This window comes from Streptomyces sp. NPDC005566, assembly GCF_040605575.1.
Taxonomy (GTDB): Bacteria; Actinomycetota; Actinomycetes; order Streptomycetales; family Streptomycetaceae; genus Streptomyces.
This window is the reverse complement of the sequence record NZ_JBEXDB010000002.1, coordinates 282958-299134: the sequence shown is the minus strand read 5'-3', so window position 1 is coordinate 299134 and position 16177 is coordinate 282958. Positions and strand designations below refer to the sequence as shown.

The 16177-nt window shown below is 70.9% G+C and carries 15 protein-coding genes; 8 read left to right on the top strand and 7 right to left on the bottom strand.

Annotation, left to right across the window (positions count from 1 at the left end; translation table 11 throughout):
* Positions 1–29 precede the first annotated feature (29 nt).
* The 4 genes from ABZS61_RS04220 to ABZS61_RS04205 form a co-directional block, all read right to left on the bottom strand.
* Positions 30–785 carry an anti-sigma factor gene (locus ABZS61_RS04220; RefSeq protein ID WP_356415817.1) on the bottom strand — a complete coding sequence of 252 codons (756 nt, stop codon included), beginning with the start codon at positions 783–785 and terminating at the stop codon, positions 30–32.
* Positions 782–1366, bottom strand: a complete 585-nt coding sequence (locus ABZS61_RS04215) for a sigma-70 family RNA polymerase sigma factor (RefSeq protein ID WP_356415814.1) — start codon at positions 1364–1366, stop codon at positions 782–784. Before ABZS61_RS04215 ends, ABZS61_RS04220 begins: the two co-directional genes overlap by 4 nt.
* A 144-nt stretch (positions 1367–1510) precedes the next feature.
* Positions 1511–2353 carry a siderophore-interacting protein gene (locus ABZS61_RS04210; protein WP_356415811.1) on the bottom strand — a complete coding sequence of 281 codons (843 nt, stop codon included), beginning with the start codon at positions 2351–2353 and terminating at the stop codon, positions 1511–1513.
* 83 nt (positions 2354–2436) lie between these two features.
* On the bottom strand, positions 2437–3345 hold the full coding sequence (locus tag ABZS61_RS04205; protein ID WP_356416403.1) for a 5'-3' exonuclease: 909 nt from the start codon (positions 3343–3345) through the stop codon (positions 2437–2439).
* Between the two features lie 263 nt (positions 3346–3608).
* Between ABZS61_RS04205 and ABZS61_RS04200 the strand changes: the two genes are divergently transcribed.
* The 4 genes from ABZS61_RS04200 to ABZS61_RS04185 all read left to right on the top strand — a co-directional run bounded on the left by ABZS61_RS04200 (position 3609) and on the right by ABZS61_RS04185 (position 8800).
* Positions 3609–4700: a glycine betaine/L-proline ABC transporter ATP-binding protein gene (locus ABZS61_RS04200; RefSeq protein WP_356415808.1), complete on the top strand. Its 1092-nt coding sequence runs from the start codon at positions 3609–3611 to the stop codon at positions 4698–4700.
* Positions 4693–7329, top strand: coding sequence for an ABC transporter permease/substrate binding protein (locus ABZS61_RS04195; protein WP_356415805.1), 2637 nt, complete (start codon positions 4693–4695; stop codon positions 7327–7329). Before ABZS61_RS04200 ends, ABZS61_RS04195 begins: the two co-directional genes overlap by 8 nt.
* Before the next feature lie 188 nt (positions 7330–7517).
* Positions 7518–8063, top strand: coding sequence for a cupin domain-containing protein (locus ABZS61_RS04190; RefSeq protein WP_356415801.1), 546 nt, complete (start codon positions 7518–7520; stop codon positions 8061–8063).
* A gap of 29 nt (positions 8064–8092) precedes the next feature.
* Positions 8093–8800: a helical backbone metal receptor gene (locus ABZS61_RS04185; protein ID WP_356415798.1), complete on the top strand. Its 708-nt coding sequence runs from the start codon at positions 8093–8095 to the stop codon at positions 8798–8800.
* On the opposite strand, the gene ABZS61_RS04180 is transcribed toward ABZS61_RS04185, so the two are convergent.
* Positions 8739–9893 (bottom strand): TDT family transporter, encoded by a 1155-nt coding sequence (locus tag ABZS61_RS04180; protein ID WP_356415795.1) that lies wholly within the window; start codon positions 9891–9893, stop codon positions 8739–8741. The two genes, ABZS61_RS04185 and ABZS61_RS04180, sit on opposite strands and share 62 nt — an antisense overlap.
* Before the next feature lie 70 nt (positions 9894–9963).
* Between ABZS61_RS04180 and ABZS61_RS04175 the strand changes: the two genes are divergently transcribed.
* Positions 9964–10920 carry a LysR family transcriptional regulator gene (locus ABZS61_RS04175; RefSeq protein ID WP_356415792.1) on the top strand — a complete coding sequence of 319 codons (957 nt, stop codon included), beginning with the start codon at positions 9964–9966 and terminating at the stop codon, positions 10918–10920.
* Positions 10921–11004: 84 nt separating this feature from the next.
* Here ABZS61_RS04175 and ABZS61_RS04170 read toward each other — a convergent pair whose 3' ends face one another.
* Together ABZS61_RS04170 and ABZS61_RS04165 are read right to left on the bottom strand one after the other, a co-directional pair.
* Positions 11005–11718: a gamma-glutamyl-gamma-aminobutyrate hydrolase family protein gene (locus ABZS61_RS04170; RefSeq protein ID WP_356415789.1), complete on the bottom strand. Its 714-nt coding sequence runs from the start codon at positions 11716–11718 to the stop codon at positions 11005–11007.
* 113 nt (positions 11719–11831) lie between these two features.
* Positions 11832–12569, bottom strand: coding sequence for an FCD domain-containing protein (locus ABZS61_RS04165; RefSeq protein ID WP_356415786.1), 738 nt, complete (start codon positions 12567–12569; stop codon positions 11832–11834).
* Between the two features lie 74 nt (positions 12570–12643).
* Here ABZS61_RS04165 and ABZS61_RS04160 point away from each other — a divergent pair, with 74 nt between their 5' ends.
* From ABZS61_RS04160 to ABZS61_RS04150, 3 genes are read left to right on the top strand one after another with little or no spacing between them, the layout of a single operon-like run.
* The gene (locus ABZS61_RS04160) at positions 12644–14005 is read left to right on the top strand and encodes a glutamine synthetase family protein (RefSeq protein WP_356415783.1); all 1362 of its coding nucleotides are present in this window, start codon (positions 12644–12646) and stop codon (positions 14003–14005) included.
* A 7-nt stretch (positions 14006–14012) separates the two neighbouring features.
* Complete coding sequence (locus ABZS61_RS04155; RefSeq protein WP_356415780.1) at positions 14013–15377, top strand: aldehyde dehydrogenase family protein; 1365 nt, start codon at positions 14013–14015, stop codon at positions 15375–15377.
* Between the two features lie 6 nt (positions 15378–15383).
* Positions 15384–16172 (top strand): 3-oxoacyl-ACP reductase, encoded by a 789-nt coding sequence (locus ABZS61_RS04150; protein WP_356415777.1) that lies wholly within the window; start codon positions 15384–15386, stop codon positions 16170–16172.
* Positions 16173–16177 lie beyond the last annotated feature (5 nt).

Sequence of the window (16177 nt, the reverse complement as noted above, 5' to 3'; positions counted from 1 at the left end):
GAACGCGCCCGGAGGCTCCCCGCCCCGACTCAGGCGCCCGGGAAATCCATCAGGGCCAGTGGCGGTGAGGTCGGCTGATCGGATCCGCCCGTCGGCTCGACCGTGACGCCCATGCCGGACGCCCGGTCGACGGGCCCGTCCAGCAGCACGGCGTCGTTCGACGCCGACGGGTCCATCAGGCCCGCGGACCGCATGGTCCCTTCGTCGTCGAACCACAGCTGGTAGACCTTGCCGCCGGGCGGCCGGGCAAGGCCGGAGGCCAGGAAGACCGCCTTGTTCTCGCTCTGCGAGACGACGACCGCGCCGCGGGCGCCGCCCGCCAGGGCTCCCGAGTCCATCCGGGCATCCGGCGCCGCCAGCACCCGGGCCAGCTGCTCGTTCTGCTGCTGCGTGCGGTCCGCCTCCTGGCGGGCGTCCTGCGCGACCTGGTTCTGCCACACGGCGACCCCGCCGAACGCGGCAGCAGCGGCGACACACGCGGCGAGCGCGTAGTTCGACCAGCGTCCTGCCCGGCCCGGGGAAGCGCCGGTGCGGCCGCTCCGGCCCTGGGCCGGCGGCTCCTGCCGTACCGTCGTGATCTCCCGCAGCACCCGGTCGCGCAACGCGGGCGGCGGGGTGGTGGACGCCGCGAGCCCGAGCCGGGCCGCGGTGGCGGACAGCTCCCGTACCTCCTGGGCGCACGCCTCGCAGGCGTCCAGGTGCCGCTCGAACGCGAGGCGTTCGTCCTCCGGCAGAGCGTGCAGGGCGTAGGCCCCGGTCAGTGTGTGCAGCTCGGCGGTGCTCATGCGTTCACCCCCAGGCAGTCGCGCAGCCGGATCAGCCCGTCGCGCAACCGTGTCTTGATGGTTCCCAGTGGTACGGAGAGCAGCTCACCGACCTCGCGATAGGTCAGCCCCCGGTAGTACGCCAGTGTCACGGACTGCCGCTGGAGTTCGGAGAGCGTCCGCAGACAGCGCCGGACCTGCTCCCTCTCGAGCCGGGTCTCGACCTGTTCGGAGACCTCGTCGAAGTCGGGCGTGCGGTCCAGCAGCGCCGCCTTGTGCTCCCGCGCCGCGCTCGCCTCGGCCGAACGGACCCGGTCGACGGCGCGATGGTGGGCGAGGGTGAGCACCCAGTTCATGGCGCTGCCCCGGGACGGCTGGAAGCGGGCGGCGGTGCGCCACACCTCGACCAGCACCTCCTGGGCGACTTCCTCGGACTGGGCGGGATCGCGCAGGACACTGCGGACCAGGCCGAGTACCGACCCGCTGACCATGTCGTACACCTCGGTGAAGGCGTCCTGGTCCCCACGGGCGACCAGGACGAGCAGCGCCTGCAGATCGGGCCCCGGCGCGGGTGCCCCGCTGATGTATACGGCCTCTTTCACGCGGATGTTCCTCCCAGGGCGCGCATCGGTTTCCTGGGTGATTCGAAGCCGGCGGCCGTGCGGATTGGTCGGTGGGCCGGAATCCTCGCACGGCCCGGCCGCCGTCGATGACGGGGACCGGGCCGCAGGGGTGCGCCGGGTTCGCTACGCGGCGTTCTCCTGCTCGCGCTCGACCTGCTCGTTCCACTCGCGCTTGACCGCGCGCCAGGCGTCGTCGTTCTGGCCGAGGCGCCAGTAACCGGAGATCGACAGCTGGTTGAGCGGGATCCCGCGCTCCAGCCGAAGGTGACGGCGGATCTCCTTCACGAAGCCTGCCTCGCCGTGGACGAAGGCCTGTACCTCGCCCTCGGGGAACTCAAGACCTGTCACCGCGGCGGTGAGAGCCTCTCCGACCGGACGGTCGCCCCGGTGCAGCCAGGTGACCACCACTCCGTCGGGCGTGACGATCTTCTGCTCCTCCGCGGCGTCCGGGACCTCGACGAAGGCGTGCACCAGCGCGCCCGCCGGCATCTGCTCCAGGGCCACGGCGATCGCCGGCAGCGCGCTCTCGTCACCGACGAGCAGGTGCCAGTCGGCCGAGGCCTGCGGCCCGTACCCGCCTCCGGGGCCCAGGAAGGTCACCTGGTCGCCGGGCCGAGCCCGGCTCGCCCACGGCCCCGCGAGCCCCGCATCGCCGTGCACCACGAAGTCGATGGCGAGCTCACGGGCGGCCGGGTCCCAGGAACGCACGGTGTACGTACGGGTGGTGGGCCACTGCTCGCGCGGGTACTCCTCGCGGATCCTGGCCATGTTGAAGGGGTGTGCGTAGTCCGCGCCCTCGGGCGCGAAGCACAGCTTGACGTAGTGGTCGGCGAACCCTGCGAGCTCGAAACCTGCCAGACCGTCGCCGCCGAGGACCACCCGCACCATGTGCGGGGTGATCTGCTCGGTGCGCACGACCTGCGCCCCCTGCGCCGTCGGTGCCTGGCGTGCCTGTCGCTCTGCCACAAGGGACTCCCTGCTCCGGGGTGATGAACCTCTTTGCGTACTTAGGTTTGCCTAAGTTAGCACTTTCACGCCCGGAGTGTCTTTCACGCCTGGAGTGTGACGAGCAGACGCTGCAGTGCGCCGCCCAGACCCCACTGGGCCGCGAGGGCCTCGAGGGCCGCGGGGTCCCGCGGCTCGTCCGGGAGTGCGGCGTCGAATTCGGGCAGCGGTACGTCGCCGGCGACACGGACCACCTTCGGTGCGACCGCCACGTAGTCCCGCGCCTCGTCGAGGCGCTTGCGCTGCGACGGGGTCAGCTTCGAGGCCGGATCATCGACCGCGGCCATGATCCCGGCCAGATCACCGAAGGCGTCCAGCAGTTTCGCCGCCGTCTTCTCGCCGATGCCGGGGACTCCCGGCAGGCCGTCGCTCGGATCTCCGCGCAGCAGAGCGAGATCGACATAGCCGGCGCCGTCGACACCGTACTTCTCGCGCAGCCACGCCTCGTCGGTCATCTGGAGCGTGCCCACACCCTTCAGCGGGTACAGCACCCGCACCCCGCGGGCGTCGTCGACCAGCTGGTACAGGTCGCGGTCGCCGGTCACGATGTCCACCGGGCCGGTGGCCCGGCCGGCGAGCGTGCCGATCACGTCGTCCGCCTCGTACGGAGCGACGCCCACCCTGGCGATGCCGAGGGCGTCCAGGACGTCCTCGATGATCGGGACCTGCGGGGAGAGGGTGTCGGGGGTCTCCTCCTCGTCCGGGACCCCGGCGGGTGTCTCGGACGCCACCCGGTGCGCCTTGTAGGTCGGGATCAGCTCGACCCGCCAGTGCGGCCGCCAGTCCGCGTCCATGCAGGCGACCAGGTCGTCGGGCCGGTGGTCCTGGACCAGCCGGGCGATGAAGTCGAGGAGCCCGCGCACGGCGTTGACCGGAGTGCCGTCCGGTGCGCGCACCGAGTCCGGGACGCCGAAGTAGGCGCGGAAGTAGAGGGAAGCGGTGTCGAGGAGCATCAGGCGTCGCGTCACACCCCGATGATGCCGCACCGCACCGACACCGCCCGCCGCCGACGCCTGCCGTCCCGCCGGCACCGCCCCCGGGAAGTGAGCCGGGTCACACACGTGTTTGGGTTGCGTAAGTGAGGGCAGGCGCGGCACCGGAGCGGACCACGCCCATTTCTCCACTGATGCGCGTGCTGTGCGGACCGAATCCGCACTGCTCCACGGTCTGCCGGAGGGGGTGGCAGACCGTTTTTGGTTCAACGCGTGAGGTGTATGTGTCAAGGCTGCAAGCGGAGCACCTGTACAAGGTGTTCGGCAGACGACCCGATCAAGCCGTGCAGAAGCTCGAGAGCGGAACCCACCGCGACGAGTTGCGCGCCGACGGAACGACCGCAGCGGTGATCGACGCCTCGTTCACCGTGGAACCGGGTCAGATCTTCGTCGTCATGGGGCTCTCCGGATCCGGGAAGTCCACCTTGCTGCGGATGCTCAACGGCCTCCTGGAGCCCACCGCCGGACGTGTGCTGTTCGACGGGCAGGACCTCACCGCCCTGAGCCCGCGTGAGCTGCGCGGCGTCCGCTCCTCCAAGATCAGCATGGTCTTCCAGCACTTTGCGCTCTTCCCCCACAGGAGCGTGCTCGAGAACGCCGCGTACGGGCTGGAGGTCCAGGGGGTACCGCGTGCCGAGCGCGAGAAGCGCGCCGCCGACGCCCTGGAGATGACCGGCCTCGCCGGCTGGGAGAAGTCCTGGCCCGACGAGCTGTCCGGCGGCATGCAGCAGCGTGTCGGCCTGGCCCGCGCGCTTGCCACCGACGCCGATCTCCTGCTGATGGACGAGTCCTTCAGCGCGCTCGACCCGCTGATCCGCCGCGACATGCAGGACCAGCTGCTCGAACTGCAGAAGCGCCTGAAGAAGACCATCGTCTTCATCACCCACGACCTCAACGAGGCCATGCGCCTCGGTGACCGCATCGCCGTGATGCGGGACGGCGAGATCGTCCAGCAGGGCACCGCCGAGGACATCCTCGTCCGGCCGGCCAACGACTACGTGGCCTCCTTCATCCAGGACGTCGACCGCTCCCGCGTGCTCACCGCCGGTTCGATCATGGAGCAGCCCGAAGCGGGCCGCTCCGACGAGGACCTGATGGCCGAGGCCCCCGCGACGGTGTCCGCCGAGACGCCCATCGCGGAGCTCTTCACGCCCTGTTCCACCAGCGGGGTCGCCGTCGCCGTCACCGACGCGGAAGGCGGCGTCATCGGCGTCGTGCCGCGCAACCGTCTGCTCGCCGCGCTCGGCGAGGAACCGAAGGTCGAGAACGTGCTGCCGGCCCAGCGTGACATCAAGAAGGTGAACGCCGGTGCCTAGGGTCTCCTTCGGCGAGTGGGTCGAGAACGCCGTCGACTGGCTCCAGTCGAACCTCACCTGGATCTTCGACGCCATCAAGACCGTCCTCGGCGGCATGTACGACGGTGTCAACGCGGTCCTCGGCGGCGGCGAGCCGCTGCTCATGGCCGCGATCTTCGCCGTGATCGCCTTCTGGCTGCGCGGCATCGTCCCCGCCGTGCTCACCTTCGCGGGCTTCGCGCTGATCGACTCCCTCGCCCTGTGGGACGAGGCGATGGCGACGCTCTCGCTGGTCGTGGTGGCAGCCGTCATCACCATCGTGATCGCGGTGCCGATGGGTATCTGGGCCGCGCGCAACAACCGGGTCAGCGCCGCGCTGCGGCCGGTGCTCGACGTCATGCAGACGATGCCGGCCTTCGTCTACCTGATCCCCGGCGTCATGTTCTTCGGCGTCGGCGTCACCCCGGGTGTCATCGCCACCATCGTCTTCGCGATGCCCCCGGGCGTCCGGATGACCGAGCTCGGCATCCGCCAGGTCGACAGCGAGCTGGTCGAGGCGGCCGCGGCGTTCGGCACCACGCCCAAGGACACCCTGACCCGGGTGCAGCTCCCGCTCGCGCTTCCGACGATCATGGCCGGAATCAACCAGGTCATCATGCTGGCCCTGTCGATGGTCGTCATCGGCGGCATGGCCGGCGCCGGCGGCCTCGGCGAGAAGGTGTACGCCGCGATCACCCAGCTCCAGGTCGGCCTCGCCGCCGAGAGCGGGATCGCCGTCGTCATCCTCGCCATGTACCTCGACCGGATGACCGGAGCGCTCAACGAGCGGGTCTCGCCGCTCGGCCGCCGAGCGGCTGCCAAGGTCGCCGCCGGTGCGCGTCGTCTGAAGTTCACGCACTACAAGCCGGGAACCGCTGTCGCGATGACCGGTGTCGTCGTGCTCGCGCTCGTCGCGGGCGGTCTGAACATCGCCGGCTCGGGCTCGAACGACTCCGGGACCGCCACGGCCGACAGCGGAAACGTCGGCAAGGGCCAGAAGATCAACCTGGGCTACATCCCCTGGGACGAGGGCATCGCCTCCACCTTCCTCTGGAAGGAGCTCCTGGAGCAGCGCGGCTACACCACGGGCATCACCCAGCTCGACGCCGGCCCGCTCTACTCCGGCGTCGCCCGCGGCGACGTCGACTTCCAGACGGACTCCTGGCTGCCGACCACGCACAAGGACTACTGGGACAAGTACAGCGACCAGCTGGACGATCTCGGTTCCTGGTACGGGCCGACCTCGCTGGAGCTGAGCGTTCCCTCGTACGTCAAGGGCATCGATTCGCTCGAGGACCTCAAGGGCCAGGGCAAGAAGTTCAACGGCAAGATCATCGGCATCGAGTCGAGTGCCGGGATGATGGGCACGCTGAACAAGAAGGTGCTCAAGGAGTACGGCCTGGAGGGCGAGTACGAGGTCGTCTCCTCCAGCACCTCCTCGATGCTGGCCGAGCTGAACGCCTCCATCAAGAAGAAGGAGCCGGTCGTGGTGACCCTGTGGTCGCCGCACTGGGCCTACGGCAAGCACGACCTGAAGAAGCTCAAGGACCCCAAGGGGGCCTGGGGCAAGGGCGAAGAGATCCACACCGTCGCCCACAAGGGCTTCGCCGAGAAGGCGCCGGCCGTCGCCGACTGGCTGAAGAAGTTCAAGCTCACCGAGAAGCAGCTCACGAGCCTGGAGAACGAGATCCAGGGAGCCGGCCAGGGCAAGGAGCAGGACGGCGTACGCAGCTGGCTGAAGAAGAACCCCGGCCTCCTCGACGAGCTGGCGCCGGTGCCCGGCGGTGCGGGCGGTGCGAAGCAGGGCAAGGACGCGGGCAAGACCGTCAACATGGGGTACTTCCCGTGGGACGAGGCCATCGCCTCCACCTACCTCTGGCAGAACATGCTGGAGGACCGCGGTTACAGGACCACCGTGAAGCAGCTCGACCCGGGCCCGCTGTACACCGGCCTCGCGCAGGGACAGCTGGACGTCCAGTTCGACTCCTGGCTGCCGACCACGCACAAGGACTACTGGGATCGCTACAAGGACAACCTCACCGATCTCGGTTCCTGGTACGGGCCGACCTCGCTGGAGCTGAGCGTTCCCTCGTACGTCGAGGGCATCGATTCGCTCGAGGACCTCAAGGGCCAGGGCAAGAAGTTCAACGGCAAGATCATCGGCATCGAGTCGAGTGCCGGGATGATGGGCACGCTGAACAAGAAGGTGCTCAAGGAGTACGGCCTGGAGGGCGAGTACGAGGTCGTCTCCTCCAGCACCTCCTCGATGCTGGCCGAGCTGAACCGGTCGATCAAGAAGAAGGAGCCGGTCGTGGTGACCCTGTGGTCGCCGCACTGGGCCTACGGCAAGCACGACCTGAAGAAGCTCCAGGACCCCAAGGGTGCCTGGGGCGAGGGCGAGCAGATCCACACGGTCGCCAAGAAGGACTTCGCCAAGGACTTCCCGGAGTTCACCGGCTGGCTGAAGGACTTCAAGCTCAGTGAGGCGCAGCTGGCCTCGCTCGAGGTGGAGATCCAGAAGGGCGGGGCGGGCAAGGAGAAGGAATCCGCCCGCCACTGGATGGACGCCAACCCGGACGTGGTGGACCAGCTGGCCCCCGTCGGCAGCTGAAATCGGTCCGCGTCAGCAGTCAACACCCTGAAGGGGGCGGCCCCGGCAGTGCGCCGGGGCCGCCCCCTTCGTGCTGGTCGGAGCCCTCCCGGAACGTTTCCCGGCCATTCACTTCGGCTCCATCCCGCAAACGACATGCGTAGGGTGCTGGCAACCGGGAGGATGGCGATCCGGGGAGGGAGCCGGACATGGACGACAAGGAAGCCCTTCGAGTGGGTGCCGCGGTTCGCCGACGGCGCAGGACCCTGGGTCTCACACTGGCCGCGGTGGCCGGGCGCAGCGGCCTGTCCGTGCCGTTCCTCAGCCAGATCGAGAACGAGCGTGCCAGACCCAGCGCCCGTTCCCTGGACCGGGTGGCCGAAGCACTGGAGACCACGACCGAGCGGCTGCGGGCAGCGGCGGACTCGGCGCGCTCCGTGGACGTCGTGCGGGCGGGTGACGACGACGGCGTACGCAGACTGGTGCGCGGCCGCCACCAGCTCAGCGTCCTGGAATTCGTGGGCGAGCACGACCTGGGACGCGAGTTCCAGCACCGCAACGACGAGGTGATGTACGTCGTGGAGGGTGCCGCCGAGGTCGAGGCGGAGGGCCAGGCCTACCGGCTGGGCCGCGGCGACACCCTCTTCCTCTCCGGCGGGGTCCGGCACCGGTGGCGCGCGACGGTACCCGGCACCCGGCTGCTCGTCGTCGCGGTCGCCGAGCACATCGACGCGACGTACGACTCGCGTCGCTGAGCCGCTGCGTCACTGGAAGGGGTTCCGCCGTGCGTGTCGTGTCCCTGGTCCCCTCCCTGACCGAGGCGGTGGCCGTCACCGCCCCCGGCCTGCTGGTCGGTGCCACCGACTGGTGCACCCACCCGCCGGAGCTCTCCGCCGCCCGGATCGGCGGTACCAAGAATCCCGATGTGACGGCCGTGGTGGCGTTGCGCCCCGACCTCGTCGTCGCCAACGAGGAGGAGAACCGGGAACCCGACCTGGCCGCCCTGCGGGAGGCCGGGCTGAACGTCCTGGTCACCGAGGTCCGCACCCTCGGCCAGGCCTTCACAGAACTGGAACGGGTCCTGGTCGCCGGATGCGGCCTGGGCCGGCCACGCTGGCTGGACGAGGCCGAGGCCGCCTGGGCCGCACTGCCGCCTCCCGCCACCCCGCGCCCCGCGGTCATTCCGGTCTGGCGCAGGCCCTGGATGGTGCTGGGCCGCGACACGTTCGCCGGCGACCTGCTGGCACGGTTCGGCGTACGCAACGTCTACGCGGACCACCCGGAGCGCTATCCCCGCATCCCCGTGGGCGAACTGAACGCGGCAGGCGCCGAGCTGGTCGTCCTGCCCGACGAGCCGTACCGCTTCACCGCCACCGACGGCCCCGAGGCCTTCCCCGGACTGCCCGCCGCGCTCGTCGACGGCCGTCACCTCACGTGGTACGGGCCGTCGCTGACCGAAGCGGCTGCGGCGCTGCGAGCAGCACTCCGCTGAGCAGTCCCCGCAGCGTCCGCACACCCGCCACCGCCCAGGCGGCCACCAGCAGCACGTAGAGCGCGACGGCCAGCCAGACGAAGGCGGTGAGCCCGGTGTGCCGGGCCAGTCCCGCCGCGCCCGTGACACACGTGCCGACCGGGAACGTGAAACCCCACCACGTCATCGTGAACCCCATGCCGTGCCGCGCGGCCCGCACCACCATCGCCACGGACAGCGCCAGCCACAGCAGCGCGAACCCCATCACCGGTACCCCGTACAGCACGGCGAACGCGCCGAACGCCGAGGCGTACGGCGCCCCGATCGCACCCGGCGCCACATCGGCCAGTTGATTGACCGCGGTCGTCGACTGGCCCAGCGGGCCGAGCACCAGGAAGAGGGTCGGTGTCAGCGCGAGCGGCAGCGGGCCCTGGTGCACCAGCCGGCCGAAGACCAGCGGAACGATCACCAGCGTCGCCAGCAGCGACAGCCCGAACATCGCGTAGCAGGCGAGCAGCAGCGCCTCGCGCCACTGGCCCGCGGGCAGTTCCGGCACGAGCAGCGGACCGACAGCGGCGGAGACCATCGGCGCCACGAGGGGGAGCAGCCAGACCGGCGACGCGGTGCCGGGTTCCGGGCGGTGCCGCACGACCATGAGGTACGGGATCGCGACCGCCGCGGCGAGACCGGCCACCGTGCCCAGCGTGAACAGCACCGCGTCAACGGCGACCGCGGCTGAATGCCCGATGACGTCCCGGCCCACCAGCAGGGTGCCCGCGCCGACCGCGAGCAGCGCCATGGAGAGGCAGCCGTAGAACGGGGCCACGGCAGGGTCCAGGACGTGGGCACGGGCCTGGTCCCGGTGCAGCATCCAGTGCCCGGCGCGGGCCGCGAGGACCACGACGAGCAGCGTCGCGGACACGGCCCAGACCGCGAGGCAGGCACCGCGCAGCCCCGGCACGTGCACGGGCAGCCCCGCCCCTGCCGTGGCGACGATCGCGGTGCCCATGACCGTGGCGTACCAGTTGGGGCCGATGTACCGCAGGGACGGGAGCCGGAGAGGGGCGGGAGCGGGGGCGAGAACCCGGGACTGGATCTGCGGAAAGATGGCCATGCCACGATTCTCGGTGGGCGGGTTCCCGCCCACCAGGGAGCCCGGACCTATGACGTCATAAGCTGGGCTTATGTCCATACCGATGTCCAGCGCCCCGCCGTCCGGCCCCGCTGACGAACACGGCCCCCTGTCCCACCGGGTCCCCGACCTCGGTGCGATGGTGCTGCTGCTCGCCGTCGCCCGGCACGGCAGCCTGGGCCGGGCCGCGCGGGACGTCGGCATCACCCAGCCCGCCGCCTCCAGCCGCATCCGGTCGATGGAACGGCAGCTCGGCGTCGCGCTGCTGGACCGTTCACCACGGGGCTCCCGGCTGACCGACGCGGGCGCCCTCGTCACCGACTGGGCGCGCAGGGTCGTCGAGGCCGCCGAGGCGTTCGACGCGGGTGCGCAGGCGCTGCGGGACCGGCGCGACTCCCGGCTGCGGGTCGCGGCGAGCATGACCATCGCGGAATACCTGCTGCCGGGCTGGCTGATCGCGCTGCGCGCCGCACGCCCCGGAACCGCCGTGTCCCTCACCGCGGGCAACTCGGCCGTGGTTGCCCTGCGGCTGCTCGCGGGTGAGGCCGATCTCGGTTTCGTCGAGGGCCTTTCGGTGCCGGAAGGGCTCGACGGCACGGTCATCGCGCACGACCGCCTCGTCGTCGTGGTCGCGCCCACCCACCCGTGGGCCCGCCGCCGCAGTCAGCTGACCCCGCAGGAGCTCGCGGCGACCCCGCTCATCCTGCGGGAGCACGGCTCGGGCACCCGGCAGGTCCTGGACGCCGCACTCGCCGTGCACGGCGGACTCGCGCGGCCGCTGCTGGAACTCTCCTCGACCACGGCGGTCAAGGGGGCGGCGGAGAGTGGGGCCGGTCCCTGCGTGCTGAGCGAACTGGCCCTCGGTGAGGAGCTGTCCGCCCGGCGCCTGGTCAAGGTCCCCGTGGCGGGTGTCCGGCTCAGACGTCAGCTGCGGGCGGTCTGGCCCGCGGGCCACCGCCCCACGGGCCCCGCCCGCGACCTGCTCTCACTGACCGCCGACGAGGCGTAGGCCCGAGGATCCTGTCCGCTTCCCCGGACCGACCGACCGACCCGGACCGACCCGACCCGACCCGGACCGCTTCCGTCCCTGCCCTCAGACGACGGACGGGCTCGTCCGTTCCAGGGCCGCCGCGACCAGGGCCCGCATGATCCGGAGGTCCTCGCCCATCTCGGGGTGCCACTGGACCCCGAGCACCCACTGCGGGCCCGGCAGTTCGACCGCCTCGACGGTGCCGTCCGCCGCGTGCGCGGACACCACGAGACCAGGAGCGAGCCGGTCCACGGCCTGGTGGTGGTACGTGGGTACGGACGCCTCCTCGGGCACGAGCGAGGCGTACAGCGTCCCCGGCACCGGCGACACCGCGTGCTCGCCGAGCACCCCCGCCTTGCCGAACGGGCCGGTGTGCCCGTCCAGATGCTGGCTCAGTGTGCCGCCCAGTGCCACGTTGAGCAGCTGCATGCCGCGGCAGATACCGAGCACCGGGGTGCCTGCCTCCATTGCCGCACGGAGCAGCGCGAGCTCCCAGGCGTCGCGCTCGTGCGCGGGCGGCCCGGTCCTGAAGTCGCGCTCCGCGCCGTACAGCACGGGGTCGATGTCGGCGCCGCCCGCGATCACCAGCCCGTCCAGCCTGGCCACGACGTCCGACGCGCGCTCCGGGGCGTCCGGCGGCAGCAGGGCCGCGAGGCCGCCGGATCGCTGGACCAGTCGGGGATACGCCGAGGGGAGCACCGCTGCGGGGAGCTCCCAGACACCCCAGCGCGCCGCCGGCTCCAGGTAGGTGGTGACGCCGATGAGCGGTTCGTGCATGGTGCGGTCCTTCCGGCGGGCGGTCCGCGGACCAGGCCCGGTGCAATGGTGGTGCGTCATACCTTTGTGCGTACCGGGGCGGTACGCAAGAGACGCGATCCGGAAGATCGGGTTCAAGCCAGGAAACCCCGGAGCAGCGCCGCCGTTCCGGCGCAGTGCTCGCGCATCACCGCACGCGCGGCCTCCTCGTCCCCGTCGAGCACCGCGTCGACGAGCGCCGTGTGCTGGTGCTGCGAATGTTCGAGGTTCCGCACCAACAGGGGTATGCAGTCCAGCAGATTGTTCAGGGTCGCCCGCACGGCGGCGTACTGGGCGGTGAGCGACAGGGAGCCGGAGAGCTCGGCCAGCGTCAGGTGGAACAGGGTGTCGAGCCTGCGGTAGTCGGGCAGGGGTGCTTCGTGTGTCGCGATCAGTGCCTTGCGCAGCCGGTCCACGCCCTCGTCGTCGAGGCCGTGGGCCGCGCACAGCCCGGCCGCCCCGGCGTCCAGCACCTCGCGGAAGCGCAAAACGTCCTGGATGTCGACCCCCTCCACCCGGCGGCGCAGCTCGCCACCGCCGGCCCCGCCGGCGCGGGGGAGCACGAACGTGCCGCCGTACCTGCCCCTCCTGGCCTCGACCAGCCCCTGCTCCTGGAGCACCTTCAGGACCTCGCGCAGTGTGACGCGGCTGATCCCCAGCAGCTCTGCCAGATCCCGCTCGGCGGGCAGCCGCCCGCCGCTGGGCACCAGGCCGAGCCGGACCACCTGGAGGACCTGCTCCAGCGCCTCCTCGAAGCCGTTGCCCGCGCGGACCGGCCTCAGTACGGGCAGCAGCCGGTCGAAGGGCCCGGTCTCCCCGGTCTCCTGCGCCACGTCCCGATCCCCTTCCCCTCAATGGTTCTGTCCCATACCTTAAGCCTTCCGGCTGACCGAACGAGGAGTACCCCGTGGCAGACCGAACACCCCCGCTCCGGCCCGAGGAGCTGCGTCTGCTCGTCGCGAGCGGCGAGATCGACACCGTCGTCCTTGCCTTCCCCGACATGCAGGGCCGGCTGCAGGGCAAACGGTTCGCGGCGACCTTCTTCGTGGACGAGGTGCTGGAACACGGCGCGGAGGGCTGCAACTACCTGCTCGCCGTCGACACGGACATGAACACCGTCGACGGATTCGCGATGTCCTCCTGGGCCAACGGCTACGGCGACTTCGCCATGCACCCCGATCTGGCCACCCTGCGCAGGGTTCCCTGGCACGAGGGCACGGCCATGGTCCTCGCCGACCTCGCCTGGGAGGACGGTTCCCCCGTCGTCGCCGCCCCCCGCCAGATCCTCCGCCGCCAGCTCGAGCGGCTCGCCGCGCACGGCCTGACCGCCCATGTCGGCACCGAGCTCGAATTCATCGTCTTCAAGGACACCTACGAGCAGGCATGGGACCGCAACTACCGCGATCTCACCCCGGCCAACCAGTACAACATCGACTACTCCGTCCTCGGAACCGGCCGCATCGAGCCCTTGCTGCGCCGCATCCGCAACGAGATGGCCGCCGCCGGCCTCACCGTCGAGTCGGCCAAGGGCGAGTGCAACCCCGGCCAGCACGAGATCGTCTTCCGCTACGACGAGGCACTGGTCACCTGCGACCAGCACGCCGTCTACAAGACGGGCTCCAAGGAGATCGCCGCCCAGGAGGGCGTCGCGCTCACCTTCATGGCCAAGTTCAACGAGCGCGAAGGCAACTCCTGCCACATCCACCTCTCGCTCCGGAACGAAGACGGCCAGAGCGTCATGGCGGGCGAGGACGGCACGATGTCCCCCGTGATGCGGCACTTCCTCGCCGGCCAGCTCGCCGCCCTGCGCGACTTCTCCCTGCTCTACGCGCCGAACATCAACTCCTACAAACGCTTCCAGCCCGGGTCCTTCGCCCCGACGGCCGTCGCCTGGGGCCACGACAACCGCACCTGCGCCCTGCGCGTCGTCGGACACGGCCGCTCGATGCGCTTCGAGAACCGGCTCCCCGGCGGAGACGTCAACCCGTACCTGGCCGTCGCAGGCCTCGTGGCCGCCGGACTCCACGGCATCGAGCACGCACTCGAACTCCCCGAGGCGTGCGAGGGCAACGCCTACACCGCCGGGTACGACCAGGTCCCCACCACACTCCGCGAAGCGGCGGCCCTCTGGGAGGACAGCGACGTGGCCCGGGAGGCCTTCGGAGAGGAGATCGTCGCGCACTACCGCAACATGGCGCGTGTCGAACTCGAGGCCTTCGACGCCGCGGTGACCGACTGGGAGCTCCGCCGCTCCTTCGAACGTCTGTGAGGCACCTGTGATCACCGAGCACCGAGTACTGAACCCGGCGACCGAAGGGCTCGTCGCCACCGTTCCCGCCACCACCGTCGCCGAGGTCGACGCCGCCGTCACGCGGGCCGCGGCGGCGCAGCAGGTCTGGGCCGCACTCGCCCCCGCCGACCGCGCCCGGCTGCTGCGCCGCTTCGCCGTCCTCGTCGACGAACACGGCGAACGGCTCGCGCGCCTGGAGGTCACCGAGGCGGGCCACACCCTGGGCAACGCCCGCTGGGAGGCCGGCAACGTCCGCGATCTGCTGGACTACGCGGCCGGGGGAGTGGAGCGCCTCACCGGGCGTCAGATCCCCGTGCCCGGCGGCATCGACGTCACCTTCCTCGAACCCCTCGGTGTCATCGGGGTGATCGCCCCCTGGAACTTCCCCCTGCCGATCGCCGCCTGGGGCCTCGCCCCGGCTCTCGCCGCCGGCAACGCCGTACTCCTCAAACCGGCGGAGACGACCCCGCTCACCTCCCTGCACCTGGCCGGGCTCGCCCGGGAAGCGGGTCTGCCCGAGCACCTCTTCCAGGTGCTGCCCGGCGCGGGTGAGGTCGCCGGCAGGGCACTGGTGGAACACCCCGGAGTGGCCAAGATCGTCTTCACGGGCTCGACCGGCGTCGGCAAGCAGATCATGGCCGCGTGCGCCGACCGCGTGAAGCGGCTCACCCTCGAACTCGGCGGCAAGAGCCCCAACATCGTCTTCGCGGACGCCGACATCGAGACCGCCGCAGCCACCGCGCCCCTGTCCTTCCTGGACAACGCCGGCCAGGACTGTTGCGCCCGCAGCCGCATCCTCGTCCAACGCTCCGTCCACGAACGCTTCCTGGAACTCCTCGCCCCTGCCCTCGCCGCGGTGGTCGTGGGCGATCCCTCGGACGAGAAGACCCAGATGGGCCCGCTGATCTCCCGCACCCAGCTGGAGCGGGTCCGCTCCTACGTCCCCGAGGGCGCGGCCGGCATCCGGGGCAGCGCCCCCGAAGGGCCCGGGTTCTGGTTCCCGCCCACCGTCCTCACCGACGTCCCCGCGGACGCGCGCGTCGCCACCGAGGAGGTCTTCGGGCCGGTCGCCGTCGTGCTGCCCTTCGAGGACGAGGCGGACGCGGTCCGGCTGGCGAACGCCACCGAGTACGGCCTGGCCGGGTCCATCTGGACCCGCGACGTGGGCCGTGCCCTGCGGGTCTCCCGGGCGGTGCGGGCCGGGAACCTGTCCGTCAACTCCCACTCCGCCGTCCGCTACTGGACACCGTTCGGCGGCTACAAGCAGTCCGGACTCGGCCGTGAACTGGGGCCCGACGCCCTCGCGGCATTCACCGAAACCAAGAACGTCTTCATCGGCACGGAGGCCTGAACACACATGACCACCGACACCGGGAACATCTGCCGCCGCCTCGTCGGCCGCACCGCCGTCATCACCGGAGCGGGCAGCGGAATCGGTCTCGCCACCGCCCGCAGGCTGGCGTCCGAAGGGGCCGATGTCGTCTGCGGCGACATCGACGCAACCGCGGGCAGAGCGGCCGCCAAGGAAGCCGGGGGCACCTTCGTACAGGTCGACGTGACCGACCCCGAGCAGGTCGAGGCGCTGTTCAAGGCCGCGTACGACACCTACGGATCCGTGGACATCGCCTTCAACAACGCCGGTATCTCGCCCCCCGACGACGACTCCATCCTCACCACCGGGCTGGAGGCGTGGAAGCGCGTCCAGGACGTCAACCTCACCTCCGTCTACCTCTGCTGCAAGGCGGCCCTTCCCTACATGCGGCGCCAGGGGCGCGGCTCGATCATCAACACCGCGTCCTTCGTGGCCCGGATGGGCGCGGCGACCTCCCAGATCTCGTACACCGCGTCCAAGGGCGGAGTGCTCGCGATGTCCCGCGAACTCGGTGTGCAGTTCGCCCGGGAGGGGATCCGCGTCAACGCACTGTGCCCGGGGCCGGTCAACACCCCACTGCTCCAGGAGCTGTTCGCCAATGACCCGGAGCGGGCCGCCCGCAGGCTGGTGCACATTCCCGTCGGCCGGTTCGCCGAGGCGACGGAGATCGCGGCGGCCGTCGCCTTCCTGGCCAGCGACGACTCCTCGTTCGTCAACGCCACCGACTTCCTCGTCGACGGCGGGATCTCAGGGGCGTACGTGACTCCTCTCTAGGGCTT

What these genes read in the sequence shown, in the direction of transcription:
- ABZS61_RS04170 (WP_356415789.1), bottom strand. Translation starts at nt 11,718, where the DNA reads ATGCACGAACCGCTCATCGGCGTCACCACCTACCTGGAGCCGGCGGCG.
- ABZS61_RS04205 (WP_356416403.1), bottom strand. Translation starts at nt 3,345, where the DNA reads ATGCTCCTCGACACCGCTTCCCTCTACTTCCGCGCCTACTTCGGCGTC.
- ABZS61_RS04175 (WP_356415792.1), top strand. Translation starts at nt 9,964, where the DNA reads ATGTCCATACCGATGTCCAGCGCCCCGCCGTCCGGCCCCGCTGACGAA.
- ABZS61_RS04150 (WP_356415777.1), top strand. Translation starts at nt 15,384, where the DNA reads ATGACCACCGACACCGGGAACATCTGCCGCCGCCTCGTCGGCCGCACC.
- ABZS61_RS04220 (WP_356415817.1), bottom strand. Translation starts at nt 785, where the DNA reads ATGAGCACCGCCGAGCTGCACACACTGACCGGGGCCTACGCCCTGCAC.
- ABZS61_RS04180 (WP_356415795.1), bottom strand. Translation starts at nt 9,893, where the DNA reads ATGGCCATCTTTCCGCAGATCCAGTCCCGGGTTCTCGCCCCCGCTCCC.
- ABZS61_RS04190 (WP_356415801.1), top strand. Translation starts at nt 7,518, where the DNA reads ATGGACGACAAGGAAGCCCTTCGAGTGGGTGCCGCGGTTCGCCGACGG.